Source organism: Sphingomonas jaspsi DSM 18422 (genome assembly GCF_000585415.1).
Lineage (GTDB): Bacteria > Pseudomonadota > Alphaproteobacteria > Sphingomonadales > Sphingomonadaceae > Sphingomicrobium > Sphingomicrobium jaspsi.
Map to the genome: position 1 here is coordinate 1,023,035 of NZ_KK073876.1, position 23,109 is coordinate 1,046,143.

The following is a 23,109-nucleotide window of genomic DNA, read 5'->3' on the forward strand; positions in this document are numbered from 1 at the left end:
CGCCACCGACCGGGGGAGTAAGACACGTGGACATCATCCTTCTGGGCCCTCCGGGGGCAGGCAAGGGCACCCAGGCGCAGCGGCTCGTCGAGACGCGCGGGATGGTGCAACTGTCGACCGGCGACATGCTGCGCGAAGCGGTCGCCAAGGGCACCCCGACGGGCCTCAAGGCCAAGGCGATCATGGCCGCCGGCGAACTCGTCAGCGACGCAATCGTGTCGGCCCTGATCAGCGAACGGCTCGACGCCTCCAGCGACAAGGGCGCCATCTTCGACGGCTTTCCGCGTACCGGTCATCAGGCGGCGGCGCTGGAGATCCTGCTCGACGAACGGGGACGCAAGCTCGACCATGTGATCGAACTGGTGGTCGACGAAGAAGCGCTGGTCGAACGCATCACCGGCCGCTTCACCTGCGCCAACTGCGGCGCGGGCTACCACGACAAGTTCAAGCTGCCCAAGGTCGAGGGCACCTGCGACGTTTGCGGCAGCCACGACTTCAAGCGCCGCCCGGACGACAACGAACAGACCGTCCGCACCCGCATGGCCGAATATCGGGCCAAGACCGCACCGATCCTTCCCGTCTACGAGGAAAAGGGGCTGGTCCGCCGGGTCGATGGCATGGGTACGGTCGACGAAGTCGCAGCGGCGATCGACGCGATCCTCGACAGCTAGGTCGAATTGACGCACTCTCGTCCCGCTCGTTGTTGAGGGGAACCGGATGCGTATTTCAGCCTCGATCCTGTGCATGGCACCAATGCTGGCCGCCGCGCCGGCAACCGCCGCGGTTCTGTCCGCCGGCGATCATGGCTTCGAGGTGCAGCACAGCGTCAACCTCGTCGTCCCGCCGGCCGAGGCCTATTCCGCCTTCGCCCAGATCGGCGGATGGTGGGACAACCAGCACAGCTATTCGGGCGAGGCCAAGCGGCTGACGCTCAACCTTCGTCCCGGCGGTTGCTTTTGCGAAACGCTCGATGACGGGGGCGGTGTCGAACACATGCGCGTCGCCTATGTCCAACCGGGCGAGCGCGTGGTGCTGACCGGCAGCCTGGGTCCGATGCTTTACGAGGCGACGTCCGGTGTGATGGACGTCAAGTTCGAACGCATCGCCGGCGGCACCAAGGTCAGCCTGTCGTACCGGGTTGCCGGTTTCGCCAAGGGCGGCGCGGCGGCCATGGCGCCGGTCGTCGACCAGGTGCTCGGAACGCAGATGAAGCGCTACCGCAGCTTCGCCGCGGCGGGCGGGGAAAAGCCTAAGCTCTGACCAGCGTGACCGTTCGCCAGCCCGGGACCGTGCCGCTCGGCAGGTGATCCTCACTGGCGATTTCGCGCCATTGCTCGCTGGAGCGTAGGTCGGGCATCGTAACGTCGCCCTCGACCTCGGCGAGCACCTCGGTCAGCTCGATCCTGTCGGCAATGGGTTCGAACAGCTGGAACACCGCCGCGCCGCCGATGACCGAGATCGGATCGTTCCCAGCCCTCGCGATCGCGCTGTTGAGGTCGTGAACTACCTCGACCCCTTCCGCCGCCCAGTCGCGATCGCGGGTCATCACGATGTGGCGACGGCCCGGCAAGATGCCCGGCAGGCTGTCGAACGTCTTGCGCCCCATGATCATCGCGCTGCCCATGGTCAGCGCCTTGAAGCGTTTCAGGTCGCCGGGAATATGCCAGGGCAGGTCATTGTCCTTGCCGATGACGCCGTTGATGGCGCGCGCCAGCACGATGGTGATGGGGGGACGGTTCATGTCTCCCTCCTACGCTTGCGGGGCGGGGTCGGGCAAGCGTAGGGGTGGGGCATGACGCCCGCGCAGCAGCAACTGGTCGATACCATCCGGGACCGCTTGGGCGACAAGAGCGTCGTGACCGACGCTGACGACCTTGCCCCGTGGCTGACCGACTGGCGGGGGCGCTGGAATGGCGACGCGCCGGCCATGCTTCAGCCCGCGTCGACCGACGAGGTGGCGGCGATGGTCGAGCTTGCCGCGGAGCTGGGTGTTCCGCTGGTGCCGCAGGGTGGCAACACGTCGATGGTGGGCGGCGCTACCCCTCCGGCGGACGGATCGGCCGTCATCCTGTCGACGCGGCGGATGAACCGCATCCGCTCGATCGACGTCGCGAGCCAAAGCTGCGTCGCCGAAGCCGGCGTGATCCTGCAGACGCTGCACGAGGCGGTGGAGCGCGAAGGGCTGCGCTTCCCGCTCACGCTCGGCTCGCGGGGCAGCGCAACGATCGGCGGCCTGACGTCGACCAATGCCGGGGGGACGCAGGTGCTGCGCTTCGGCCCGATGCGCGCGCTGGTGCAGGGGATAGAGGCGGTGCTTCCGGACGGCACCATCCACCACGGACTCACCGGTCTCAAGAAGGACAATCGCGGCAGCAGCATCGACCAGCTGCTGGTCGCGGCCGAAGGGACGCTGGGGATTATCACTGCGGTCCGGTTGAAGCTCGTTCCTGCCATCCGCTCGCGCGCGGTGGCGTGGCTCGGCGTCGCCAGCCCGCAGGCCGCGCTTGATGTGTTGCGCGCGTTGGAAGCCGAGACGGGCCAGGTAGAGGGCTTCGAAATCCTGCCGCGGGAGTCGCTCGAGGCCGCGCTCGCACAAATCCCCGGACTGCGCCGCCCGCTGGAAGGCGAGCACGACTGGCATGTGCTGGTCGAAGCAGTCGCGCACGATGCAGCGGACGAGGAACCTGAAGCGCTACTTGCTCGGCTGCTGGCGCCGTTGATGGAGCGGGGTTCGGTCGAGGATGCGACCATCTCCAACTCCGACGCGCAGGCTGATGCGTTCTGGCACATTCGCGACAGCCTGTCGGAAGCGGAGAAGAAGCAGTTCGGTCCCGCTACCCAGCACGATATCAGCGTGCCCGTCGACGACATGCCGCGCTTCATGGGTGAGGCGGCGCGCGCGGTCGAGGCCGCATTCCCGGGAACTCACGCTTCGGGCTTCGGCCATCTTGGCGACGGAAATGTCCACTTCCACGTCCGCGCCGGATCGCGCGGCGGGTCGGACTGGCTGGCGCGCGAAGGGGAGGCGGTGACCCGCTTCGTCCACGACCTCGTCGTCGCGGCGGGCGGGTCGATCAGCGCCGAACATGGTATCGGCCAGATGAAACGCGACGAGCTTGCGCGCCTGTCGCCCGAGCGGGTCGCGACGCTAAGAGCACTGAAGGCCGCGCTCGACCCCAAGGGCCTGTTCAACCCCGGCAAGCTGGTCTGATCAAAGGCTCCAGATCGTCAGGTCGTCGCGCACCGCGGCGGGATCCAGCCTGGCGCGGACATCGACGATGACCCCGCCTTTCGCCACCATCGCCGAATAGGCCGCGGCGTCCCACGGTTCATAGTCGCGGTGCGGCACCGCGACGATCAGCGCGTGGAGGTCGGCGAACGCGTCCAGCGAGGTGAGCGAAACGCCATATTCGCGGGCCAGCGCCGCCGCGTCGGCCAGCGGATCGTGGATCAGCGGCTCGATCCCGAACGACTGCAATTCGCGGACGATGTCGATGACCTTGCTGTTGCGGATGTCGGGGACATTTTCCTTGAAGGTGAATCCGAGGATGCCGACCCGCATGTCCTTGAGCGGCAGCGGCAGGCGGGCGAGCAGCTTGGTGGTTTTTTGCGCGATATGGGCACCCATGCCGTCGTTGATGCGGCGGCCCGACAGGATGACTTCGGGGCGATAACCAAGCTCTTCGGCCTTGGCCGTAAGATAATAGGGATCGACCCCGATGCAGTGGCCGCCGACCAGGCCGGGATGGAAGTTGAGGAAATTCCACTTGGTCCCCGCCGCGGCCAGCACGTCGGCGGTGCGGATATCCATCAGGTCGCAGATTTTGGAAACTTCATTCATCAGCGCGATGTTGAGGTCGCGCTGGCTGTTTTCGATGACCTTGGCGGCTTCGGCGACCTTGATGGAGGGGGCGCGGTGGATGCCCGCTTCGATGATCGAGCCGTAGAGGTTGGCGAGCGCATCGAGCGTCGCGGCGTCTTGCCCGGCGACCACCTTGACGATCTTCTCCAGCGGCCGCGCCTTGTCGCCGGGGTTGATGCGTTCGGGGCTGTAGCCGAGCGTGAAGTCGCGGCCCGCCACCAACCCGGACGCCCGCTCCAGCGCTGGGCCGCAAATCTCTTCGGTCACGCCCGGGTAGACCGTGCTTTCGAACACGATGATTGCGCCCTTGGGCATGATCGCGCCGACCGTTTCGCAAGCCCCCAGCAGCGCACGGAAATCGGGTCGATTGGCCTGGTCAATCGGGGTCGGAACGGTGACGATGAAGATGTTGGCATCGGCCAGATCGCCGCGATCGGCGGTCAGGCCCAGCGAACTGGACAACAACGCGGCAGCATCGACCTCGCCAGTCGCATCGTCACCCCTTTTGAGCGAAGCGACGCGGCGCTCGTCGATGTCGAACCCCACCACGTGATGGTGCCGCGCAAGGACGACGCTAAGCGGCAGCCCGACATAACCCAGGCCGATGACGGCAACCTTCCGGTCCTTGCTGCTCACGCGCGATCACACTCCTTGTTACCGCACCTGCTTGGGGCAGCGGACCCGCTCGGCGCAAGCGCCAACTTGGCGGTCGGCTCAGGCCTCGACCGGCGCCAGTCGCGTCGCGGCCTTCATCGCGCTTGCGAAATCGGCCAGCGCATCGGGTCCCTCGCGGTGGAGCAGGTCGACGATGGCCGAACCGCAAACGGCGCCCGCCGCGCCTTCGCGAACCGCGGCGGCGACGCTGAGCGGCGAGGAAATGCCGAAGCCGAGGATCGGCGGCGGCGCCTCGGCGGCAGCAAGTTCTTCGAACAGGCCGCGATGGTCGAAATTCTGCGTGTCGCGGCCGGTGACCCCGGCGCGAGCGACGCAATAGGTGAAGCCCGACGACAAATCGGCGATGCGGCGCAGCGTTTCCTTTGGCGTGTTGGTCGCGGCGATCATCACCCAGTCGAGCCCGGCGGCCTTCGCGGCGTCGGCATAGGGCGCGGCCTCGACGCTGGGGATGTCGGCGACCAGCAGGCTGTCCGCGCCCGCCGCCGCCAGGTCGCGCACAAAGTCATCGAACCCGCGGGCGATGGCGATATTGGCGTAGGTGAGGATGCCGATCGGGACGTCGGGGTGACGGGCGCGGATTCGGGAGATCAGGTCGAGGCAGTCGGCGGTCCGCACCCCTGCCGCAAGTGCACGCTGCGCGGCGGCCTGGATGATCGATCCGTCGGCGACGGGATCGCTGAAGGGGATGCCGAGCTCGAGGAAGTCGACCCCGCCCGCGACCAGCGCATCGGCGGCGGCGAGCGATCCCTCAAAACTCGGGTCGCCGAGCGTCAGGAAGCCGCCGAACGCGCCTTCCCCGGCGGCGCGGCAGCGCTCGAACATGGCGGCGTAGCGGCTCATGCGGCGGCCCTCGCAAGGCGTCCACCCAAGACATGCTGCGCTTGCACCATATCCTTGTCGCCGCGCCCTGACAGGTTGACCAACAGCACGCGGTCCTTTCCGTCTTCGGCCAGCTTCATGGCGTATGACAAAGCGTGGCAGCTTTCGAACGCGCCGACGATGCCTTCACCCCGCGCCAGCGCCACGAAAGCATCGAGCGCCTCGGTGTCGGTCGCCCCAACATAGGTCGCGCGGCCGATGTCCTTGAGGTGCGAATGCTCGGGTCCGACGGCGGGATAATCGAGTCCTGCCGACACAGACCAAGTATCGTCGACCTGTCCGTCCTCGTCCTGCAGCAGCAGCGTTTCCGCGCCGTGGAGGATGCCGGGCCGACCTTTAAGGATCGTCGCGCCATGCTCGCGGCCCGACAGGCCCTTGCCCGCCGCTTCGACGCCGATCAGTTCGACGTCCTTATCCGCGACGAAATCGCTAAAGATGCCCATGGCGTTGGATCCACCGCCGACGCAGGCGATGACCGCGTCGGGCAGGCGGCCTTCGATGTCGAGGATCTGCTCGCGCGCTTCCTTGCCGATCACACGCTGGAACTCGCGCACCATCAGCGGGAAGGGGTGCGGCCCGGCGACGGTGCCGAGCAGGTAATGCGTGTCGGCGAAGCTCGCGGTCCAGTCGCGCAGCGCCTCATTGACGGCGTCCTTCAGCGTCCGCCCGCCGCTGGTGACGGGGACAACTTCGGCGCCCATCAATTCCATGCGGAACACGTTGAGCTGCTGCCGTTCGACATCGTCGGCGCCCATGTAGATGCGGGTCTTGAGGCCGAACAGTGCCCCGGCCAGCGCGGTCGCGACGCCATGCTGGCCCGCGCCGGTTTCGGCGATCAGGCGCGGCTTGCCCATGCGCTTGGCCAGAAGTGCCTGCGCCAGCACCTGGTTGGTCTTGTGCGCCCCGCCGTGGAGCAAATCCTCGCGCTTCAGGTAGATGCGCGTTCCGCCCTTCGACAGGTTGCGGCAGCGGGTCAGCGGCGTGGGGCGTCCGGCATAGGTCGACAGCAAGTCGGCCAGTTCGGCATTAAACGCCGGGTCCTGCTGCGCGTCGAGAAAGGCAGCCTCAAGCTGTTCCAGCGCCGGCACTAGGATTTCCGGCACAAAGGCGCCGCCGAAGCGCCCGAACCGTCCAGACTGTCTCACTTGTCACCTCTCGTCTTGGGGCGCAGCGCCGCAAACAGCGCGCGCACCTTGGTTTCATCCTTGATCCCCGGAGCCGCTTCGACACGCGACGACACGTCGATCGCGTAAGCGCCAAGCTGCGCTGCCTCGGCGGCATTGTCCGGACCGATTCCACCCGCAACGATGGAAGCGGACAAATTGGCCACGCCCTTTAAAACATCCCAGTCGAACGTCGATCCGGTGCCGCCGCTGGCACCTTTAACCGCCGTATCGAACAGGGTGCGGTCGGCTGCCCGGGCCTGGTCCACGGACTTTCCGTCCACACCCCGCACGGCCCAGATTTCGGTGCCGTGGTGGAGCAATTCCCGCAAGCCTTGAATGTCCCTTTCGCTTTCGCGGCCATGCATTTGGACGGCGTCGAGACCGATGTCGTTGGCGACGGCTGCGACGGTGTCGACCGGCGCATCCCGAAACACACCGACGGCCTTCAGCCCTTGCCGGTGCGCATGATCGGCAAGCAACCTCGCCTGCGCCGCGTCCACCTCGCGCGGCGTGCCCGGGACCATGATGAGGCCAGCGTGGGTCGCGCCCGCGGCCGCGGCAAGCGCGACATCCTCGGCCCGCGTCAGGCCGCATAGCTTGACCCGCCCGAAGACCAGCGCACGCGCCGCCTCGGCGATATCGTCCGCCGCCATCAGCGACGACCCGACCAGGAAAGCGTCGACGATCGGCGCCAATCGCTCGACATCGCGCCGCGCCGCGATCCCGGATTCGGAAATCAGAAGCACATGATCGGGCACCACCGCGGCCAGCCGTTCGGTCACCGCCAGGTCGGTCTTCAAGGTCTTGAGGTCGCGATTGTTGATGCCGACGATCTCCGCGCCAAGTTCCAGCGCGCGGGCCAGCTCGGCCTCGTCATGGACCTCGACGATGGCGTCCATCGCCAATCGCCGCGCGGCAGCCAGCACCTGGGCCGCGGTGCGGTCGTCGAGGACCGACATCATCACCAGCACGGCGTCGGCGCCGGCGGCGCGCGCCTCGCTCACCTGATTGGCGTCGACCACGAAATCCTTGGCCAGGATCGGTCCGTCGAACCGCTCGCGTACGAAGCGCAGGTCGTCGAGCGAGCCGCCGAAGTCGGCGCCGTCGGTCAAGACGCTAATCGCGTCGGCGATCGGGGCATAGGCGGTGACGGCCTGTTCGACGCTGTGCTTACCCCGGTGGCCTGACGGCGATTTGCGTTTCACCTCCATGATGAAGCGGGCACCGGGCCGGGCCAGCGCGGCCTTGAGCGATCGGGTCGTCGGAACCGCCGGGACCGGGTCCGGCAGCCGCTCGGCCACCTCCAGCCGCTTGCGCTCGACGATGCGGGCGAGGACGTCAGCCATTGCTCGCCTCGATATAGGCGTCGAGCACCCGGCCCGCCGCCCCGCTGGCCAGCGCATCGCGGGCAAGATCGGCGGCGGCGGCAAGGTCGTCGGCGATGCCGGCGGTCATGAGCAGCGCGGCGGTGTTGAGGGTCACGATGTCGCGCTCGGCCGCGCTCCCGCCACCATCGAGCAAGGCGCGGAGGCGGGCGGCATTTTCGGACGCGTCGCCGCCGGTGATGACGTCGATCGGGGCGCGGGCCAGCCCCGCGTCCTCGGGCGTGATCTCAATGTCGCTGAGCGTGCCATGGTCGAGCCGGACTGCCTTGGTCGGGCCATGCAGCGCGACCTCGTCCAGTCCGTCGCCATGCACGACCAGCGCGCGCTCGACCCCCATCGCGTCGAGCACCCTGGCGATGTGGCGCAGCTTGGCCGGATCGGCGACGCCGAGCAGCTGCACCCGCGGCCGCGCGGGGTTCACGCAGGGGCCGAGCATGTTCATCACCGTCCGCACCGCTAGCTGGCGGCGAACCGGCGCAGCGTGCTTCATCCCCGGGTGGTAGGCGGGCGCGAACAGGAAGCAGAAGCCGGTGTCATCGAGCAGCTGGCGCGCCTTTGCCGCATCGACGTCGATCTTCGCGCCCAGCGCTTCGAGCACGTCGGCCGATCCGCACTGGCTGCTGACCGAGCGGTTGCCATGCTTGGCGACCGGAAGCCCGCAGGCCGCGGCGACGAAGGCGGTGGCGGTCGACACGTTGATCAGCCCCGACCCGTCGCCCCCGGTGCCGCAGCAGTCGGCATAGAGATAGTCGGGCCGGTCGAACGGCTGGGCCGCGTTGGCCAGCGCCTTGGCCGCGCCGATCATCTCGTCGGCGGTCTCACCCTTCATCCGCAGCGCGACCAGCATCCCACCGATCTCGCCCGGCTCGAGCTTGCCCAGCACCAGCCGTTCGAACAGGTGCAGCGATTCCTCGATCGCCAGGTCGTGTCCGTCGAGCAAGCGCGGCATCGGGTTGGGCACCGGGCCGAGATCGGGCGGCAGCGTCTGGCTAGGCGTGGCGGTCGTCGTTTCAAGCATCGAACATTCTTTCATCAGGCGGCGGCAAGTGCGGCGGCGAAGTGGGTCTGGCGCTCGCGCGCCCAGTTCAGCATCGCCGCCACCAGTCGATCGCCCTTGGGCGTCAGGATGGATTCGGGGTGGAATTGCAGGCCTAGCTGGCCGGCATCGTCGTCGCGGATCGCCATCGCCATGCCTTCCAGTTCGGCATCGACGGTCAGCCGCGGTGGCAGGTCGGCAACCGGCGTGCATAGCGAATGATAGCGGCCGATGGTCAAGGGGTTCGGCAACCCTTCGAACGGGCCGCTTCCCTGATGGTCGAGGGCCGAACATTTGCCATGAAAAGGCTCGGCGGCGCGTTTAACGGTACCGCCCGCTTCGGCGACGATCGCCTGATGGCCAAGGCAGATGCCGACCAGTGGCACCAGTCCCTTGGCAAGGCGGATGAGGTCGAGGCAGCATCCGGCGTCTTGCGGCGCACCGGGGCCGGGGGAGAGCAGCAGCGCGGCGCGATGGTCGATCGCCCGTTCCAGCGCAGCGGCGGCGGCGATGTCGTTGCGCACCACGTTGACCGTGGCCCCCGCCGTGCGGAACGCGTCGGCAAGGTTGAAGGTGAAGCTGTCGCGATTGTCGATCAGCAGGACGTTCATGCCGCGGCTCCCAGCGCGGCCAGCACCGCGCTCGCCTTGGCGCGCGTTTCGGCGGCTTCGCTCAGCGGATCGCTGTCGGCGACGACCCCGGCCCCGGCGCGAACCTCGGCGACCCCGTCGCGTACCAGCGCCGAACGGATGACGACGGCGGTGTCCATCGTCCCGTCGCCGGTAAGATAGCCGATCGCGCCGCCGTACGGCCCGCGCGCGCTCGGCTCGACAGAGCGGATCAGTTCGATCGCCTTCAGCTTGGGTGCGCCGGACAGGGTCCCGACATTCATGCAGGTGCGGATGACGTCGACCGCGTCGGTGTCGTCGGCAAGCTCGCCCTCGACGGTCGATTCAAGGTGCATGACCCGGGCGAAGCGCAGCGTGTCGAGCAGGCGCGCGACGCGGCGGGTGCCCGGCTTGGCGACCCGCGCGACGTCGTTCCGCGCCAGGTCGACCAGCATCATATGTTCGGCGACTTCCTTGCGGTCGAGGCGCAGGTCCGCCTCGTTACGGTCGTCTTCGTCCGCTGTCGCACCGCGCGGCCGGGTGCCGGCGATCGGCCGGACGACGGCAAAGCGCTTCGATCCGTCGCGGCGGATTTCGACCGCGGTTTCTGGCGATGCACCGAACAGCACGCCATGACCGCTGTCGAAGCGGAAATTATAGGCGCTGGGGTCGGCGGCCATAAGTCGCCGGAACGCCGCACCGCTGTCGTCGCACGGCGCGGTGAAGCGGCGGCTGGGCACGGCCTGGAAGATATCGCCCGCGGCCACATGCTCCTTCAGCCGCGCGACCGTGGCGGCGAACGCATCGTCGTCGAGGTCGGTGCTCGCCGATACCGGCCTCGCCGCTTCGATGATCCGGGCATCGCGGCGGGATTCGCAGCGTTCGACCGCCTTGACCAGCCGTTCGGCCGCCAGATGGTGCTGGCGATGGGCGAGGGACGGGTCGTCGCTCCCCACTGCCATCGCCAGCACCCGCGCCGACCCGTTGGGTTCGACCACGACCATGGTCTCAGGCAGCTGGAACAGGAGGTCGGGGAAATGACCGCCCGGGCGAGGGGGCAGCGCCTCCAGCATGTCCACATGGTCGAAGCCGATGACCCCCATCAGGGTCAGCGCGAAAGGTTCGTCGCCGTCCTGCGGGCGAAACGTCGCAAGGACGCCGCGCAGCAGGTCGAGCGCGGTCGACGAGGCCGCGCGCACCGCCTCGTCCGGGTCGGTGCAAAGATCGAAGGTGAAGGTCGCGCCCGTTGCGGTGTCGCTGGCGACATGGCCGGACAGGCGTTCGGCCAAGGCCGCGAGGAGGAGCGCGCCGCCTTCGCTGATCGCATCCACCCGGGCGGCTTGTCCGGTCGCTTCGATCGTCAGCGCGGTGTCGACCAGGATCAGGCTGCGGCCGCCCATGCGCCGGAAGAAGGAGGGCGATTCGAGCGCGCCCGCCAGTTCGACCGGATCGAACTGGCCGGTCAGGCGCCGCGCGACGACCGCGACCTCACCCTTGCCGGCGTGGCTCACAGCGAGCGGCCTACCACCGGCAGCAGGGCTTCGAGCTGCTTTCCAAGCGCCAGCAACTGTTCGGGATAGAGCGATTGCGGGCCATCGCTCAGCGCCTTGGCGGGGTCGATATGGACCTCGATCATCAAGCCGTCGGCGCCCGCCGCCGCGCCCGCCAACGCCATCGGCGCAACCAGGTCGCGCTTACCCGTGCCGTGGCTGGGGTCGACGACGACCGGCAGGTGGCTCTTCTGTTTCAGCACCGGGACGGCGGCGAGGTCGAGCGTGTTGCGGGTCGCGGTTTCGAAGGTACGGATACCGCGTTCGCACAGGATCACCTGGTCGTTGCCGGCGGCTAGAATATACTCGGCTGCCAGCAGCAGGTCCTCGACCTTGGCCGACATGCCGCGCTTCAGCACGACCGGCTTGCCTGCCCGTCCGACCGCCTTCAGCAGCGCGAAATTCTGCATGTTGCGCGCCCCGACCTGCAGTGCATCGGCATGGCGCGCGACCAGTTCCACATCGCCGGTTTCGATCACTTCGGTGACCACCGGCAGGCCGACTTCGCGCCCGACTTCTTCGAGCAGGACAAGGCCATCGGGCCCATGCCCCTGAAAGCTGTAGGGGGAGGTGCGCGGCTTGTACGCCCCGGCGCGCAGCACCCTCGCGCCGGCGGCCTTGGCGGCCTTGGCGCTGGCCAGAAGTTGGGTTTCATTCTCGACCGCGCAGGGACCGGCGATGAGGCCGAAGCGGCCGCCGCCGAAACTGGCATCACCGATCTTCACGATGGTGTCGTGGGGGTGCATGTCGCGGCTGACCAGCTTGTAGGGCGACAGGATCGGCTTCACCGATTCCACCTGCGGATCGGCCTCGAGCTGCAGTTCCGCCAGCACCCGCTCGTCGCCTAGCGCGCCGAGCACAACCCGCTCGCTACCCGGCATGTGCAGCGGCGTCAGCCCCTTGTCGGCGATGCGGGCGAGCAGGGCGTCGACATGGTCCTTGCTGGCCTCGGGCTTCATCACGATGATCATTTTCTGAACTTTCGAAAGGGGTGGAAAAACAAAAAGGCCCGCTCGGATGGCGGGCCCTTGGGTCAGATTTGCCTGGTATCAGGAATCAGCCGCGCGCGCGCCATCGTTCGGGCGAGCGCCACCACCAACCCTGCGACGCGGTCGCATGGTTCGGGGTCAGGGCAAGGCGCTGAAGGTCACGCATGGCCTTTAGGGGACCAAAAGGGCGGGGGACTGTCAAGCGGGAAAATTTGGCTTGCCAACCGGACGGGTGGAACCTAGAGGCGTTCCATTGTTTTATCACGCTGTAACAAAATGACCGACGCACCCACACTTTCCGCGGCCCGAGCCGCCCTTGCCGACGAGCTGGCCGAGGCGCTCGTCCGGCTCAACGACAAGGCCGAAGCCCGCGCCCTGCTGGCCGACCTTTGCACCCCGGCAGAGATCCACACGCTCGCCGAACGCTGGCATGTCGCCAAGCTGCTCGATGCGGGCGAACTCACCTATCGCGAGATCCACGATGCCACGGGGGTCAGCACGACGACGATCGTCCGCGTGGCCCGCTTCCTGCGGCAGGAAGAAAATGGCGGATATCGCATCCTGCTCGACCGCATGGGAGCGGCGCGATGAGCCCTGACCGCAACCGCCTGCACATGGCGATCCAGAAGTCGGGGCGGCTCAGCGACCAGTCGCGCCAGCTGCTCAAGGACGCCGGCCTGCGGCTGGCGCAAGGCGGGAAGAACAACCTCAGCGCGCGCGCCGAGAATTTCCCGCTCGACCTGATGTTCGTGCGTGATGACGACATCCCCACCTTCGTGGCGGACGGGGTGTGCGAACTAGGCGTCGTCGGCCAGAATGTGCTCGAGGAATATACGCTCGGCCTCACCGAACCCCGGATCGAGGAGGTCGCGCGGCTCGGCTTCGGCAAGTGCAGCCTCAAGATCGCCGCACCCGACAGCCTTACCTACTTCAACCTGAAGATGCTCGCTGGCCAGCGCATCGCCACCAGCTACCCGCGCCTCCTTGCGCGCTTCCTCGACAACAATGGCATCGAGGCGGACATCGTCACCATGCGCGGCGCGGTCGAACTGGCGCCGCGACTGGGGATCGCCCGCTTCATCTGCGACCTCGTTTCGACCGGGGCGACGCTCGAAGCCAACGGGCTGGCGCCGGTTGCCGACGTGTTCGACAGCGAGGCGGTGCTCGTGCGCACGCTGAAGCCGGTCGACGGGCCGCACAGCGAAAAGGTCGCCGCCTTGCTGACCCGCATCGACGGCGTCATCGCGACCGCGGAAAGCAAATATATCGTCCTCAACGCGCCCGAAGAGGCGTTGCCGGCCATCACCGAAATCCTGCCGGGCGCCGAAGCGCCCACCGTCGTGCCGCTGATCGGCCGGCCCGGTCACGTCGCGGTCCAGGCGGTATGCCAGGAATCGGTGTTCTGGGAGACGCTGGAAAAGCTGAAGCGCGCCGGTGCGTCGGCGATCCTCGTCATGCCGATCGAAAAGATGATGATGTGATGCGGTACGATTGGTCCGACGACGATCGCCGCGCGGAGGCGCTGGCACGACCGCGTGGCCGCGACGATGGGGCCATGCTGGCTTCGGTACGTGACATCGTCAACGACGTCCGTGTCCGCGGCTGGGACGGCCTCGTCGATCAGGCGCGGCGGATCGACCGAGCCGAGCCGCGGCGGCTGGCGGTCGCCCCCTTTGCCGCATTGGCCCGCGACATGATGCCCGCCGCGACCCAGGCCGCCATCCGGCTCGCGGCCCGGCACATCGAGACGTTCCACCGCCAGACCATGCCGACCGATACCGAGGTCATCACCTACCCGGGCCTTAGCGTCGCCAAGGAATGGCGGCCGATCCGGCGCGCCGGCCTCTATGTGCCGGGCGGCAAGGCACCGCTTTTTTCCACCTTGCTGATGCTGGCGATCCCGGCGCGCGTGGCGGGGGTTGACGAACTGGTGGTGGTGACGCCGCCGCGGCCGGATTGCACGCTCGATCCCGCCATCGCGCTGGCGGCGGAGATTTGCGGGATAGAGCATATCTGGATCTTGGGCGGTGCGCAGGCGATCGCTGCCTTGGCGTTCGGCGCGGGCGACATTCCTGCCGTCGACCGCATCTGCGGGCCGGGCAACGCCTGGGTGGCGGCGGCCAAGGCACTGGTGTCCGCCATGCCCGGCGGCCCCGGGATCGACCTGCCTGCAGGGCCGAGCGAGTTGCTGGTGATCGCCGACGACAGCGCCGACCCCGCGACCGTCGCTGCCGACCTGCTCAGCCAAGCCGAGCATGATATGGAGGCGCAGGTGCTGCTGGTGTCGCCGTCGGCCGCGCTGATCGATACGGTCGATCGCGAAGTGACGGCGCAGTCCACGGCGATGGGCGGGAACCATGCGCCGACGCGGTTCATCCGCTGCCGCGACTTGGCAGAGGCGACCGAGATCGCCAATGCCTATGCGCCGGAACATCTGACGCTGGCGTGCGAGAACGCATCGGCGATGGTCCGTGACATCCGCAACGCCGGGGCGATCTTCGTCGGCCACAAAGCCGCGGAAAGCTTCGGGGATTACCTTGCCGGGTCGAGCCATGTTTTGCCGACCGACGGCGCTGCGCGGTTTACCGGCGGCGTGTCGACATTGACCTTCATGAAGGCGGTAACCGTGCAGCGGATCACCCCGCGCGCTGCCGCCGCGCTGGCCGCGCCGGCCGCCGCGCTCGCGCGGTTGGAGGGGCTGGAAGCCCATGCCCGCGCGGCCGAGGCGAGGGCGGAGGCATGAGTATCGTCCAACGCCTTGCGCGCCCTGCGATCCTTGCGCTGCCGCCGGTCGACATCGCCGGTGCACCCGTGCCCGGCACCGTCCGGCTCGACGCCAACGAAAATCCCTACCTGCCGCTGGTCCAGGGGCAGCCGGGGATCAATCGCTATCCCGATCCGCAACCCCTGTCGCTGCGTCGCCGGATGGCCGACCTTTATGGCGTGACCGCCGACCGGCTGTGGGTGACGCGTGGCAGCGATGACGCGATCGACCTGCTCATCCGCGCATTTTGCGAAGCGGGGCGGGACAGCATCGCCATCGTCGAGCCGACCTTTTCCGCCTATGCCCAGTTCGCACGGGTGCAGGGGGCGGACGTTGTGAGGGCGCGCCTCACCGACGACTTCCGCTTCGATGCCGATGCGGTGATCGCGGCGTGCCGGGACGCTAGGCCGAAGCTGCTGTTCCTGTGCACGCCCAACAACCCGACCGGCACGCCGGTCGATCCGGCCGACGTTCGCCGCATCGCGGGCGCACTGCCCGATACGCTGGTCATCGCCGACGAGGCCTATGGCGAATTTTCGGACCAGCCCAGCCTGGCTGCCGAAGCCGAGGGCAATGTGGCCGTGCTGCGCACCCTGTCCAAGGCCTATGGCCTCGCCGGCGCGCGCATCGGATGCCTCATCGGATCGCCCGAACTGGTCGACCTGGTATCGCGCGTGTCGCCGCCTTATCCGCTGCCCGGCCCGAGCATCGCCGCGGCCCTCGACGCGCTGGGCCCCGAACGGATGCCGATCCACCGCCAGCGGGTCGCCGATCTGTTGGCCGAGCGCGCGCGACTGGCCGGGGCGCTGCGCGGGGTCGATGAGATCCGGAGCGTTCGCGAGGGCGGCAATTTTCTTTTCCTTGAGGTGGCCGATCCGGAGGATTTGGCGCGACGGCTGGCTGCCGCCGCCGTCCGCGTCCGCTTCCGCCCCAACGCGGCGCCGGGCGGCGTCCGGATTACGGTCGGTACAGCGGAGGAAAATGCAGCCGTCCTCGGCGTGTTCGGTCTTGCCGCCGACCGGCCCGGCCGCCGAGCGTCCGTCGTTCGCGATACCAAGGAAACGCGGATCGCGCTTGCCATCGACCTCGACCGCGACGGGCCGCGGCAGATCGACAGCGGCGTTCCCTTCTTCGACCATATGCTCGACCAGGTCGCGGCGCATGGCGGGTTCGCGCTGACGCTGGCCTGCGACGGCGACACCGACATCGACCCACACCACAGCGTCGAAGATGTCGCGATCGCGTTGGGCACCGCGCTGAACCGGGCGCTTGGCGACAAGCGCGGCATCGGCCGCTTCGGCTTCGCCCTGCCGATGGACGAAACCGAAGCGCAGGTGCTTATCGACTTGTCGGGCCGACCCTTTGCCCGGTTCGACGGCAGCTTCGCGACCCCTGCCGTCGGCGACCTGCCGACGCAAATGGTGCCGCATATATTCCGTAGCATCGCCGACAGCCTTGGTGCGGCGATCCACGTTCGCGTGTCCGGCGAGAATGATCATCACAAGGTCGAAGCCTGCTTCAAGGCGTTCGGCCGCGCGCTTCGGCAAGGGCTGGCGATCGAAGGCAGGGGCGACGCGCTCCCATCGACCAAGGGCATGCTGTGACCGCGCTTGCCATCCTCGACCTTGGCTATGGCAATACGCGTTCGATCGCGCTGGCGTTCGAACGACTGGGAGCCGATCCCCGGCTGACCGACGACCCGGCCGTAGCTGCGGGGGCAGGGCGGCTGGTGCTGCCGGGTGTCGGAGCGGCAGGAACGGCGATGCAACGGCTGCGCGAGACCGGTCTCGACGAGACCCTGGCGACGCGAACCCGGCCGACGCTCGGCATCTGCCTAGGGATGCAATTGCTGTTTGAGCGCAGCGAGGAAGATGGCGGGATCGATCTGCTCGGCATTCTTCCGGGCGAGGTTCGCGCACTTGCGCCAAAGCCCGGCTTTCCCGTTCCGCACATGGGCTGGAGCCGGATCGAAGCCGCCACCGACGGTACCGGCGTCGATGCGGGCGACTATGTCTATTTCGCCCACGGCTATGTCTGCCCCGACGGGACGGCGACGTCGGCAACAAGCATGTATGGCGACGCGACGGTGCCGGCCGCGATCCGGCTGGGCCACCTCTGGGCCGCGCAGTTCCACCCTGAACGCTCGTCGTCGCCGGGCGCCAATTTCCTGAAAGCTTTCTTGCGCTCATGAAACTCCTTCCCGCCATCGACCTTATCGGCGGCCGCTGCGTGCGGCTCGAACAGGGCGACTTCGATCGTGAGACGACCTACGACGACGACCCCGCGGCCGCGCTTGCCGGGTTCGTCGAGGGCGGCGCGGAGGAAGCCCATCTCGTCGATCTGGACGGCGCGAAGGCGCGCGAGCCGCGCCAGCATGGCCTGTTCGTCGACCTCGCCATGGCCTCGCCGCTGAAGCTGCAGGTCGCGGGCGGCTTCCGCACCCATGCGCAGGTCGAACGGGTGCTGCTGAACGGCGTCAACCGCGTGGTCATCGGCAGTCTCGCGCTCGACGATCCCGCGCTGTTCAGCGCGATGCTGGCCGATTTCGGGCCCGACCGGCTGACACTCGCGCTCGACGTGCGGGTTGAAAACGGTGTCCCGATGGTCGCGACCCATGGCTGGCTGACGGGGTCCGGGCGTACGCTGGATGCGGTGCTGAAAGACTTTCCGCTGGTCCGCCACCTGCTGGTCACCGACATCGCCCGCGACGGCATGCTGTCAGGGCCCAACGCCCACCTGATGCAGGATATCGCCGAGCGCTTCCCGACCATCGAACTGCAGGCATCGGGCGGGGTCGGCGGTCTCGACGATCTCACCGTGCTGCGCGCGACCGGCGCGCGTCGGGCGATCGTCGGCAAGGCCATCTGGGAGCGACGGTTCAGTGTCGCCGAAGGGATAGCACATGCCCGCGGCTAGGATCATTCCCTGCCTGGACGTGGCCGACGGGCAGGTGGTGAAGGGTGTCCAGTTTCGCGACCATCGCGTCATCGGCGATATCGTCGAACACGCACTACGTTACCGCGACGAAGGGGCCGACGAGCTGGTCTTCTACGACATCACGGCCAGCGCCGACCGGCGCAGCGTCGATCCGGCCTGGGTCGAGCGCGTCGCGGCGGTGATCGACATTCCCTTCAGCGTCGCCGGCGGGATCGGCGATGTCGATACCGCCCGCACCATCCTGTCGGCCGGTGCCGACAAGGTCAGCGTCAACTCGCCCGCGCTCGACCGGCCCGACCTCCTCGCAGAACTCGCCGCCGCCTTCGGCCGCCAATGCGTCGTGCTGGGAATCGACAGCTTGGTCGGCGACGACGGGACGCTACAGGTCAAGCAATTTACCGGTCGCCCCGACGCAACCCGCGACAGCGGTCGCGACACGATCGGTTGGGCGCGGCAGGCCGTCACGCTGGGCGCAGGAGAAATCGTGCTGAACTGCATGGATCGCGACGGCGTGCGCCGCGGCTACGACCTCGACCAGCTCGGCGCCTTGGTCGCGGCGGTGGACGTACCGGTCATCATCTCGGGCGGCGCGGGCGAACCGCAGCACTTTGCCGACGCCTTCCGCGCTGGGGCGAGCGGCGCGCTCGCGGCGTCGGTCTTTCACGACCGCCGCATCGCGATCGCCGACCTCAAGGACTATCTCGCGAGCCAGGGACTGGAGGTTCGGCCATGATCGATCCCGACACGCTGGCTTGGGACAAGATGGGCGGCCTCATCCCCGTTATCGTTCAGGACCGCAGCGACGGCGCGGTGAGGATGGTTGGCTATGTGAACCGCGATGCGCTGGCGGCGACGATCGACAGCGGGTTCGTGACATTTTTCAGCCGATCCAAGCAGCGGCTCTGGACCAAGGGCGAAATCAGCGGCAACCGGCTGCGGCTGGTGGCGGCGCGCGCCGATTGCGACGGTGACGCACTATTGCTGACCGTTGATGCCGAAGGTCCGACCTGCCACTTGGGCACGCCCAGCTGTTTCGGCGATATCGAAGCGAATCCGCACTTCCTCGACGCTCTTGCTGACCGCGTGCGCGACCGGGCGTCGGCCGACCCAAGCGACAGCTATACTGCAAGGCTGCTGTCACAAGGGGTGAAACGCATTGCCCAGAAAGTCGGGGAAGAGGGCGTCGAAACCGCCCTCGCTGCCACGGCCGGCGACCGTGACGAGCTCATCAGCGAAGCTGCCGATCTCATCTATCATCTCACCGTTCTGCTGCAGGCAAAGGATATCGGCTGGGACTCGGTCGCGGCGGAACTTGAGCAGCGTAAGTAATGTCGTTTAGAGACCGTTATGTTGCGCCTTAATAACAGCTAATTACTTGATGTAAGTTGATAATTTTCGCAATTGTGGGTAAGTCCATTTTGCGACTCGCTTCATTGGCGAGGTATCGGGGATCATGACAGTTTTTCGATAGCGTGGCGTCGGCCGCGCCTCTTTTAGCTGTGCTATTCGATCTCCGCCTCCCGCCGTCTTGCGCAGTCCGCGACGCTGCTCGGGGAGGAGGCTGCCGCAAGATGCCGGCATGGAGCGTTCGCCTGTTTGGTGCGGAAGAATTGCGCTTCCACCAACACCCCATCCAGTCCTTGCCAGATATATGGTGGCCGATGTTCTCGGCATTGCTGGCGGCCCCGCGCGCCTCATTATCCCGCTCGCGGTTGGCTGGCGGCTTGTGGCCCGAGCGCGATGAAGGTGCGGCGCGACACTGCCTGTCCACGGCCCTGTGGCGGATCCGAAGCAAGCTGCCGCCGGACCAGGCGTTGATCGACGTCCACGACGAAACCATCAGCCTCAACCTCGCCCATTGCTGGATCGATGCGCCGGTGATGGTCCGACGGGCGCAGCGCATTACGATCGAACCCGCGTTGCTCGATGTCGCCAATGAGCGGGACCGGCTGGGTCGCGCGCTGGCGCTTTATCGCGGCAGTTTCATGCCCGAGCGCAACTATGAGTGGATCGCCCTAGAGCGCGAACGGATGCGGACCCTGTTCCTCGATGCCATGTATCAGCTTGCCGTGGCGGAACTGGCGGCTGGCCGCATCGACCGCGCCCGCAACAGTGCGCAGCGGCTGTGCGAGGTCGAACCCTTCCGCGAAGATGCGCAGCGGTTGCTGATGACGGCGCACGACCGGTCCGGCAGTCGCGGCATGGCACTGGCGCAATATCGCGACCTGCGCGAGCTGCTGAAGTGCGAATTGGGGATCGAACCGATGCCGGAGACAGTCCGGCTGGCGGAACGCATCGCGTCCGGTCGACCTGATATGTTCGACCCTGCGCCGGCAGCGCGGCCGGTGCCGAAGCGCCGACCCGATCGCGATCGCGCGCTCCTTCTCGCTGCGCGCGACCTGCTGTCGCAATCGCTCGCGCTGATCGACCAGACGATCGATCGCTAGAAAATTTTTTCATCGGTGATGGCACGGTGATGGCCGTGTGACGCTCCGGTGGCGGACGGCTGCCACTCCCCTCCGGTGCGCATGATCGTGCGACCGGAGGAGAGCGTGAATGTGGCTGCCACCGACAAGAAAGACAGGCCGGCCCGTCCAAGCCGGACCAGCACGATCATCATCCGCTGGCTGCGCGAAGACTGCGCCGATGCCGATCCCGACACGTCCCCGCTGCGCGGCACCGTCCTCGACCTCGCGGGTCATACGCTGGGCCATTTTGCCGGCCGCGATGCCCTGTTCGATCTCGTCGGATCGATCGTCGATCCGCCTGAACGCCATTCCCAACGCTCGGTCTGAAACCCGGAGGCTGTCATGAATTACCCGCTCCAGTCGGATCCCTACGCCCATCTTCGTCAGATCGTCGATCCGCGGTTCGCCATGCTCCCGGCGGCGCAGCTTCGCGCACAGATCGACGGCAGTTTCGGTGAAGGATCCGCCGACGCGATGGAGGCCGATTTCGAAAATATCTTCGGCAGCATCGGCCATGCGATCTCGTCGGCCGCGCGCGACGTCGGCCACTTCGCCCAGCGCAACGCGGGCGGCCTCGCCCAGATCGGCGGCGGCGTGATCCAGGGCGCTATGGCGGGTTCGGCCGCGGGCTTGCCAGGCATCATTGCGGGCGCGGCGCTAGGCGGTACCGGCGCGGGACTGCGAACCTATGGCAGCGGCGCGGCGCGCGACGTCGGCAATGCCCTCGGCACCGTCACCAACCTTGCCGGACAATTCTCGCCGCTCGGACGCGTCGGCGCGACGCTCGGCCCGGCAGTCGGGAATATCGGCGGCGCGTTCGCTACCGGCGGCGGCCGTGGCGGCGTCGCAGCGCTCGGCCAGGCACTGCCCGGCCTCGTGTCGGGCATCGCCGGCGGGATCGGCGGCGGCGGAATGGGCGGACGTCTCGGGTCGGGCCTGGGTGCGCTCGGCGGATTGATGGGTGGCGGTCAGCAAGGCCGTGCACCCGGCGGAATGGGCGGTGTCGCTTCCGGTCTGCTCGGCGCAGCTCCGCAAATCGCAGGCGCATTGTCCGGGCTGTTCGGCGGCAACAGCGCGGCCGGGCAACTCGCCAGCGCCATGAACCGACCCGAAATCCAGCAGGCGCTGGGGGCGATGCGGCTGGGCCCGATGGGTCGTCCGACCATCCCCGTCGGATCGGCCCAGACGCCTGTCCCGACCGGCCAGTTCGCCCAGCTGCTGAGCCAATTGATGGGCGTAGCGGCGCACGAATGGGCCGAAAGCGCGGGCGCCGAGGCGGAGGCTGCAGAAGTCAGCTTCATGACCGACAGTGCCGACAATTTCTTCGGCGATCCCGCCAACCCGGCGGACCGCGCCGCGCATCTGTGGGCGCTCCTCAATGCGGCCCAGAGCGAACGGTTCGCCGACGCGATAGAAGCGGTAGGCTGGGAGGCGCAGTACGATGGCGCAGTTAGCGACTTTTACGCCGCGTCCGAAGCGGACAGCTACGACGCCGACGCGCTTTACTGGGACAGCATCGACCAGGCCGAAGCCGATGCGCTGAACGAACAACTCGACAGCGACTATGCGCTGGAAGGCATGGAATATGCCTGAGCGCGATCTCGACGACGAGCCCGTGCTCGATCTCGGCCTCGACCCGCAGCCGGCCAAGGCAGCGATGTCGGCCAATACCATCCTCGACCTCGTCACCGGCGGCGGGTCACCCCAGTCGCTGCTTGGCGCGCTGTCGGGGCAGCTGGGCGGAGGACCCGAACTCGACATGCTGGTCAAGCTGATGAAGGACAATGGCGCCAACGAAGAGCAGATGCGCCAGCAGATCCGCGAGGAAATGGCGGCCCAGCATCGTGAGATCGTCGACGAACTCGGCGACCTGTCGGAGCGGCTGCTCGAAGAGAATCGCGCGCATTGCCGCCGCCTGGAACGGCTCGCGGCGGCGCTGGGGGCCTGTCCGAACTGCTTCGGCGAGGACCTTCTCTGTGACCAATGCGACGGTCGCGGCCGACCCGGCTCGGACCTGCCCGACCCCGCAGAATTCAATCAGTTCGTCAGCCCCGCGCTCGACCGGGTGAAAGCGGAAATCTTCCGCCCGACCCGCGGCAGGCCGGTGCCTCGAACCCGCTCGGCCGGGATCGCCGAGACTTTTCGTTCAAGCATTGCAGGAGTGAGACCATGAGCATCTATGACGTAGACGTCGGCGAACTGGAAAGCGTCGACAGCTTCCTGTTCCGCGACGGTGAATCGAGCGATTACGACAGTGCCGACGCGTGGGAACGCAATCGTCCGCGCCCGCGCCCGGTACCGACGGCCCAAGGGCGGCCGCTGTCGCCGTCGCGGCCCGGTGGGGGCGGTGCGACCGGCAATTATGTGACCCAGGCCCAGCTCGACGCCGCGCTGGCGCGGGCGCGCAGCGAAATCAGCGCCAATGCCAAGGCGATCAAGACCGTCGACGGCCGCGTCCGCACCTCCATCGCCGACATGCAGCGGCTGCAGTCGATCACCCGCAAGGACATGGACAAGCTGCAGGGCGACCTTCGCACCACGCAGACGCTGTCGGCGCTGGTGCCGATGCTGACCGCCAACGCCAGTCCGAAGGTGCAGAAGCTGGCGCCGCTGGTCCACCTGCTTCCGTCCGGGACGCTCGGCGGGACGGGATCCTCCTCCGGCGGCAGCAGCACCAACTCGCTTCTCGGCGGCAGCAACAACAACCTGATCGCGATCGCCGCGATCGCCTTCGCTGCCAAGGCCTTCGACTAGGCCAGGCGCCGATCATGACGTCCTCCAACGGGGAGA

At 67.6% G+C, this 23,109-nt stretch carries 25 protein-coding genes and 1 other annotated feature; of the genes, 16 read left to right on the forward strand and 9 right to left on the reverse strand.

Translation table 11 applies throughout. From position 1 onward, the window contains the following. Nucleotides 1-26: 26 nt before the first annotated feature. Nucleotides 27-671, forward strand: coding sequence for an adenylate kinase (locus G570_RS05210; protein ID WP_037499843.1), 645 nt, complete (start codon nucleotides 27-29; stop codon nucleotides 669-671). 46 nt (nucleotides 672-717) lie between these two features. Then, on the forward strand, nucleotides 718-1,260 hold the full coding sequence (locus tag G570_RS05215; RefSeq protein ID WP_037499844.1) for an SRPBCC family protein: 543 nt from the start codon (nucleotides 718-720) through the stop codon (nucleotides 1,258-1,260). Here G570_RS05215 and G570_RS05220 read toward each other — a convergent pair. After that, entirely contained in the window at nucleotides 1,250-1,741 is a 492-nt protein-coding gene (locus tag G570_RS05220; RefSeq protein ID WP_037499845.1) for a dihydrofolate reductase, read from the reverse strand. The genes G570_RS05215 and G570_RS05220 overlap by 11 nt on opposite strands. Nucleotides 1,742-1,792: 51 nt before the next feature. Between G570_RS05220 and G570_RS05225 the strand changes: the two genes are divergently transcribed. After that, a complete protein-coding gene (locus tag G570_RS05225; protein ID WP_051504053.1) occupies nucleotides 1,793-3,211 on the forward strand; it encodes an FAD-binding oxidoreductase in 1,419 nt (472 codons plus the stop codon). Here G570_RS05225 and G570_RS05230 read toward each other — a convergent pair whose 3' ends face one another. The 8 genes from G570_RS05230 to aroF all read right to left on the reverse strand — a co-directional run bounded on the left by G570_RS05230 (nucleotide 3,212) and on the right by aroF (nucleotide 12,132). Further along, nucleotides 3,212-4,498, reverse strand: a complete 1,287-nt coding sequence (locus G570_RS05230; RefSeq protein WP_037499848.1) for a nucleotide sugar dehydrogenase — start codon at nucleotides 4,496-4,498, stop codon at nucleotides 3,212-3,214. 78 nt (nucleotides 4,499-4,576) lie between these two features. Then, nucleotides 4,577-5,377 (reverse strand): tryptophan synthase subunit alpha, encoded by an 801-nt coding sequence (gene trpA, locus G570_RS05235; protein ID WP_037499851.1) that lies wholly within the window; start codon nucleotides 5,375-5,377, stop codon nucleotides 4,577-4,579. Beyond that, on the reverse strand, nucleotides 5,374-6,561 hold the full coding sequence (gene trpB, locus G570_RS05240) for a tryptophan synthase subunit beta (protein ID WP_037499854.1): 1,188 nt from the start codon (nucleotides 6,559-6,561) through the stop codon (nucleotides 5,374-5,376). The genes trpA and trpB overlap by 4 nt, the downstream gene beginning before the upstream one ends. After that, nucleotides 6,558-7,928, reverse strand: a complete 1,371-nt coding sequence (gene trpCF, locus G570_RS05245; protein WP_037499857.1) for a bifunctional indole-3-glycerol-phosphate synthase TrpC/phosphoribosylanthranilate isomerase TrpF — start codon at nucleotides 7,926-7,928, stop codon at nucleotides 6,558-6,560. Before trpCF ends, trpB begins: the two co-directional genes overlap by 4 nt. Then, nucleotides 7,921-8,985: an anthranilate phosphoribosyltransferase gene (trpD, locus tag G570_RS05250; RefSeq protein WP_218915873.1), complete on the reverse strand. Its 1,065-nt coding sequence runs from the start codon at nucleotides 8,983-8,985 to the stop codon at nucleotides 7,921-7,923. Before trpD ends, trpCF begins: the two co-directional genes overlap by 8 nt. A 14-nt stretch (nucleotides 8,986-8,999) precedes the next feature. Further along, nucleotides 9,000-9,614 (reverse strand): anthranilate synthase component II, encoded by a 615-nt coding sequence (locus tag G570_RS05255; protein ID WP_037499859.1) that lies wholly within the window; start codon nucleotides 9,612-9,614, stop codon nucleotides 9,000-9,002. Continuing rightward, entirely contained in the window at nucleotides 9,611-11,122 is a 1,512-nt protein-coding gene (locus tag G570_RS05260) for a chorismate-binding protein (RefSeq protein WP_051504055.1), read from the reverse strand. Before G570_RS05260 ends, G570_RS05255 begins: the two co-directional genes overlap by 4 nt. Then, a complete protein-coding gene (gene aroF, locus G570_RS05265) occupies nucleotides 11,119-12,132 on the reverse strand; it encodes a 3-deoxy-7-phosphoheptulonate synthase (RefSeq protein WP_037499862.1) in 1,014 nt (337 codons plus the stop codon). Before aroF ends, G570_RS05260 begins: the two co-directional genes overlap by 4 nt. A gap of 28 nt (nucleotides 12,133-12,160) precedes the next feature. Next, nucleotides 12,161-12,265: a sequence feature (Trp leader region), on the reverse strand. Between the two features lie 161 nt (nucleotides 12,266-12,426). Between aroF and G570_RS05270 the strand changes: the two genes are divergently transcribed. The 13 genes from G570_RS05270 to G570_RS05330 all read left to right on the forward strand — a co-directional run bounded on the left by G570_RS05270 (nucleotide 12,427) and on the right by G570_RS05330 (nucleotide 23,073). Beyond that, complete coding sequence (locus G570_RS05270; protein WP_037499866.1) at nucleotides 12,427-12,741, forward strand: YerC/YecD family TrpR-related protein; 315 nt, start codon at nucleotides 12,427-12,429, stop codon at nucleotides 12,739-12,741. Further along, nucleotides 12,738-13,631 carry an ATP phosphoribosyltransferase gene (gene hisG, locus G570_RS05275; protein WP_037499869.1) on the forward strand — a complete coding sequence of 298 codons (894 nt, stop codon included), beginning with the start codon at nucleotides 12,738-12,740 and terminating at the stop codon, nucleotides 13,629-13,631. The genes G570_RS05270 and hisG overlap by 4 nt, the downstream gene beginning before the upstream one ends. Beyond that, nucleotides 13,631-14,893 (forward strand): histidinol dehydrogenase, encoded by a 1,263-nt coding sequence (gene hisD, locus G570_RS05280; RefSeq protein ID WP_037499872.1) that lies wholly within the window; start codon nucleotides 13,631-13,633, stop codon nucleotides 14,891-14,893. Before hisG ends, hisD begins: the two co-directional genes overlap by 1 nt. Beyond that, on the forward strand, nucleotides 14,890-16,518 hold the full coding sequence (gene hisC / locus G570_RS13925) for a histidinol-phosphate transaminase (RefSeq protein ID WP_051504057.1): 1,629 nt from the start codon (nucleotides 14,890-14,892) through the stop codon (nucleotides 16,516-16,518). Before hisD ends, hisC begins: the two co-directional genes overlap by 4 nt. Further along, the gene (gene hisH, locus G570_RS05290) at nucleotides 16,515-17,105 is read left to right on the forward strand and encodes an imidazole glycerol phosphate synthase subunit HisH (protein ID WP_037499875.1); all 591 of its coding nucleotides are present in this window, start codon (nucleotides 16,515-16,517) and stop codon (nucleotides 17,103-17,105) included. Before hisC ends, hisH begins: the two co-directional genes overlap by 4 nt. Next, nucleotides 17,102-17,830, forward strand: coding sequence for a 1-(5-phosphoribosyl)-5-[(5-phosphoribosylamino)methylideneamino]imidazole-4-carboxamide isomerase (locus G570_RS05295; protein ID WP_037499878.1), 729 nt, complete (start codon nucleotides 17,102-17,104; stop codon nucleotides 17,828-17,830). Before hisH ends, G570_RS05295 begins: the two co-directional genes overlap by 4 nt. Continuing rightward, nucleotides 17,817-18,584, forward strand: coding sequence for an imidazole glycerol phosphate synthase subunit HisF (gene hisF / locus G570_RS05300; protein ID WP_037499881.1), 768 nt, complete (start codon nucleotides 17,817-17,819; stop codon nucleotides 18,582-18,584). The genes G570_RS05295 and hisF overlap by 14 nt, the downstream gene beginning before the upstream one ends. Beyond that, complete coding sequence (hisIE, locus tag G570_RS05305) at nucleotides 18,581-19,180, forward strand: bifunctional phosphoribosyl-AMP cyclohydrolase/phosphoribosyl-ATP diphosphatase HisIE (protein WP_037499884.1); 600 nt, start codon at nucleotides 18,581-18,583, stop codon at nucleotides 19,178-19,180. The genes hisF and hisIE overlap by 4 nt, the downstream gene beginning before the upstream one ends. Before the next feature lie 242 nt (nucleotides 19,181-19,422). Further along, nucleotides 19,423-20,298 (forward strand): AfsR/SARP family transcriptional regulator, encoded by an 876-nt coding sequence (locus G570_RS05310; RefSeq protein WP_084607536.1) that lies wholly within the window; start codon nucleotides 19,423-19,425, stop codon nucleotides 20,296-20,298. A 111-nt stretch (nucleotides 20,299-20,409) separates the two neighbouring features. Further along, complete coding sequence (locus tag G570_RS05315; RefSeq protein WP_156930330.1) at nucleotides 20,410-20,646, forward strand: hypothetical protein; 237 nt, start codon at nucleotides 20,410-20,412, stop codon at nucleotides 20,644-20,646. A gap of 15 nt (nucleotides 20,647-20,661) precedes the next feature. Beyond that, entirely contained in the window at nucleotides 20,662-21,912 is a 1,251-nt protein-coding gene (locus tag G570_RS05320) for a hypothetical protein (protein WP_037499891.1), read from the forward strand. Further along, nucleotides 21,905-22,492, forward strand: coding sequence for a hypothetical protein (locus G570_RS05325; RefSeq protein ID WP_037499892.1), 588 nt, complete (start codon nucleotides 21,905-21,907; stop codon nucleotides 22,490-22,492). Before G570_RS05320 ends, G570_RS05325 begins: the two co-directional genes overlap by 8 nt. Beyond that, the gene (locus tag G570_RS05330) at nucleotides 22,489-23,073 is read left to right on the forward strand and encodes a hypothetical protein (protein WP_037499893.1); all 585 of its coding nucleotides are present in this window, start codon (nucleotides 22,489-22,491) and stop codon (nucleotides 23,071-23,073) included. Before G570_RS05325 ends, G570_RS05330 begins: the two co-directional genes overlap by 4 nt. Nucleotides 23,074-23,109: the final 36 nt, after the last annotated feature.

Excerpts from the sequence above, each read along its gene's own strand:
- G570_RS05215 (WP_037499844.1), top strand. The coding sequence starts at position 718 with ATGCGTATTTCAGCCTCGATCCTGTGCATGGCACCAATGCTGGCCGCC.
- G570_RS05220 (WP_037499845.1), bottom strand. The coding sequence starts at position 1,741 with ATGAACCGTCCCCCCATCACCATCGTGCTGGCGCGCGCCATCAACGGC.
- G570_RS05225 (WP_051504053.1), top strand. The coding sequence starts at position 1,793 with ATGACGCCCGCGCAGCAGCAACTGGTCGATACCATCCGGGACCGCTTG.
- trpA (WP_037499851.1), bottom strand. The coding sequence starts at position 5,377 with ATGAGCCGCTACGCCGCCATGTTCGAGCGCTGCCGCGCCGCCGGGGAA.
- trpCF (WP_037499857.1), bottom strand. The coding sequence starts at position 7,928 with ATGGCTGACGTCCTCGCCCGCATCGTCGAGCGCAAGCGGCTGGAGGTG.
- trpD (WP_218915873.1), bottom strand. The coding sequence starts at position 8,985 with ATGCTTGAAACGACGACCGCCACGCCTAGCCAGACGCTGCCGCCCGAT.
- G570_RS05255 (WP_037499859.1), bottom strand. The coding sequence starts at position 9,614 with ATGAACGTCCTGCTGATCGACAATCGCGACAGCTTCACCTTCAACCTT.
- aroF (WP_037499862.1), bottom strand. The coding sequence starts at position 12,132 with ATGATCATCGTGATGAAGCCCGAGGCCAGCAAGGACCATGTCGACGCC.
- G570_RS05270 (WP_037499866.1), top strand. The coding sequence starts at position 12,427 with ATGACCGACGCACCCACACTTTCCGCGGCCCGAGCCGCCCTTGCCGAC.
- hisG (WP_037499869.1), top strand. The coding sequence starts at position 12,738 with ATGAGCCCTGACCGCAACCGCCTGCACATGGCGATCCAGAAGTCGGGG.
- hisD (WP_037499872.1), top strand. The coding sequence starts at position 13,631 with ATGCGGTACGATTGGTCCGACGACGATCGCCGCGCGGAGGCGCTGGCA.
- hisC (WP_051504057.1), top strand. The coding sequence starts at position 14,890 with ATGAGTATCGTCCAACGCCTTGCGCGCCCTGCGATCCTTGCGCTGCCG.
- G570_RS05295 (WP_037499878.1), top strand. The coding sequence starts at position 17,102 with ATGAAACTCCTTCCCGCCATCGACCTTATCGGCGGCCGCTGCGTGCGG.
- hisF (WP_037499881.1), top strand. The coding sequence starts at position 17,817 with ATGCCCGCGGCTAGGATCATTCCCTGCCTGGACGTGGCCGACGGGCAG.
- hisIE (WP_037499884.1), top strand. The coding sequence starts at position 18,581 with ATGATCGATCCCGACACGCTGGCTTGGGACAAGATGGGCGGCCTCATC.
- G570_RS05310 (WP_084607536.1), top strand. The coding sequence starts at position 19,423 with ATGCCGGCATGGAGCGTTCGCCTGTTTGGTGCGGAAGAATTGCGCTTC.
- G570_RS05320 (WP_037499891.1), top strand. The coding sequence starts at position 20,662 with ATGAATTACCCGCTCCAGTCGGATCCCTACGCCCATCTTCGTCAGATC.
- G570_RS05325 (WP_037499892.1), top strand. The coding sequence starts at position 21,905 with ATGCCTGAGCGCGATCTCGACGACGAGCCCGTGCTCGATCTCGGCCTC.
- G570_RS05330 (WP_037499893.1), top strand. The coding sequence starts at position 22,489 with ATGAGCATCTATGACGTAGACGTCGGCGAACTGGAAAGCGTCGACAGC.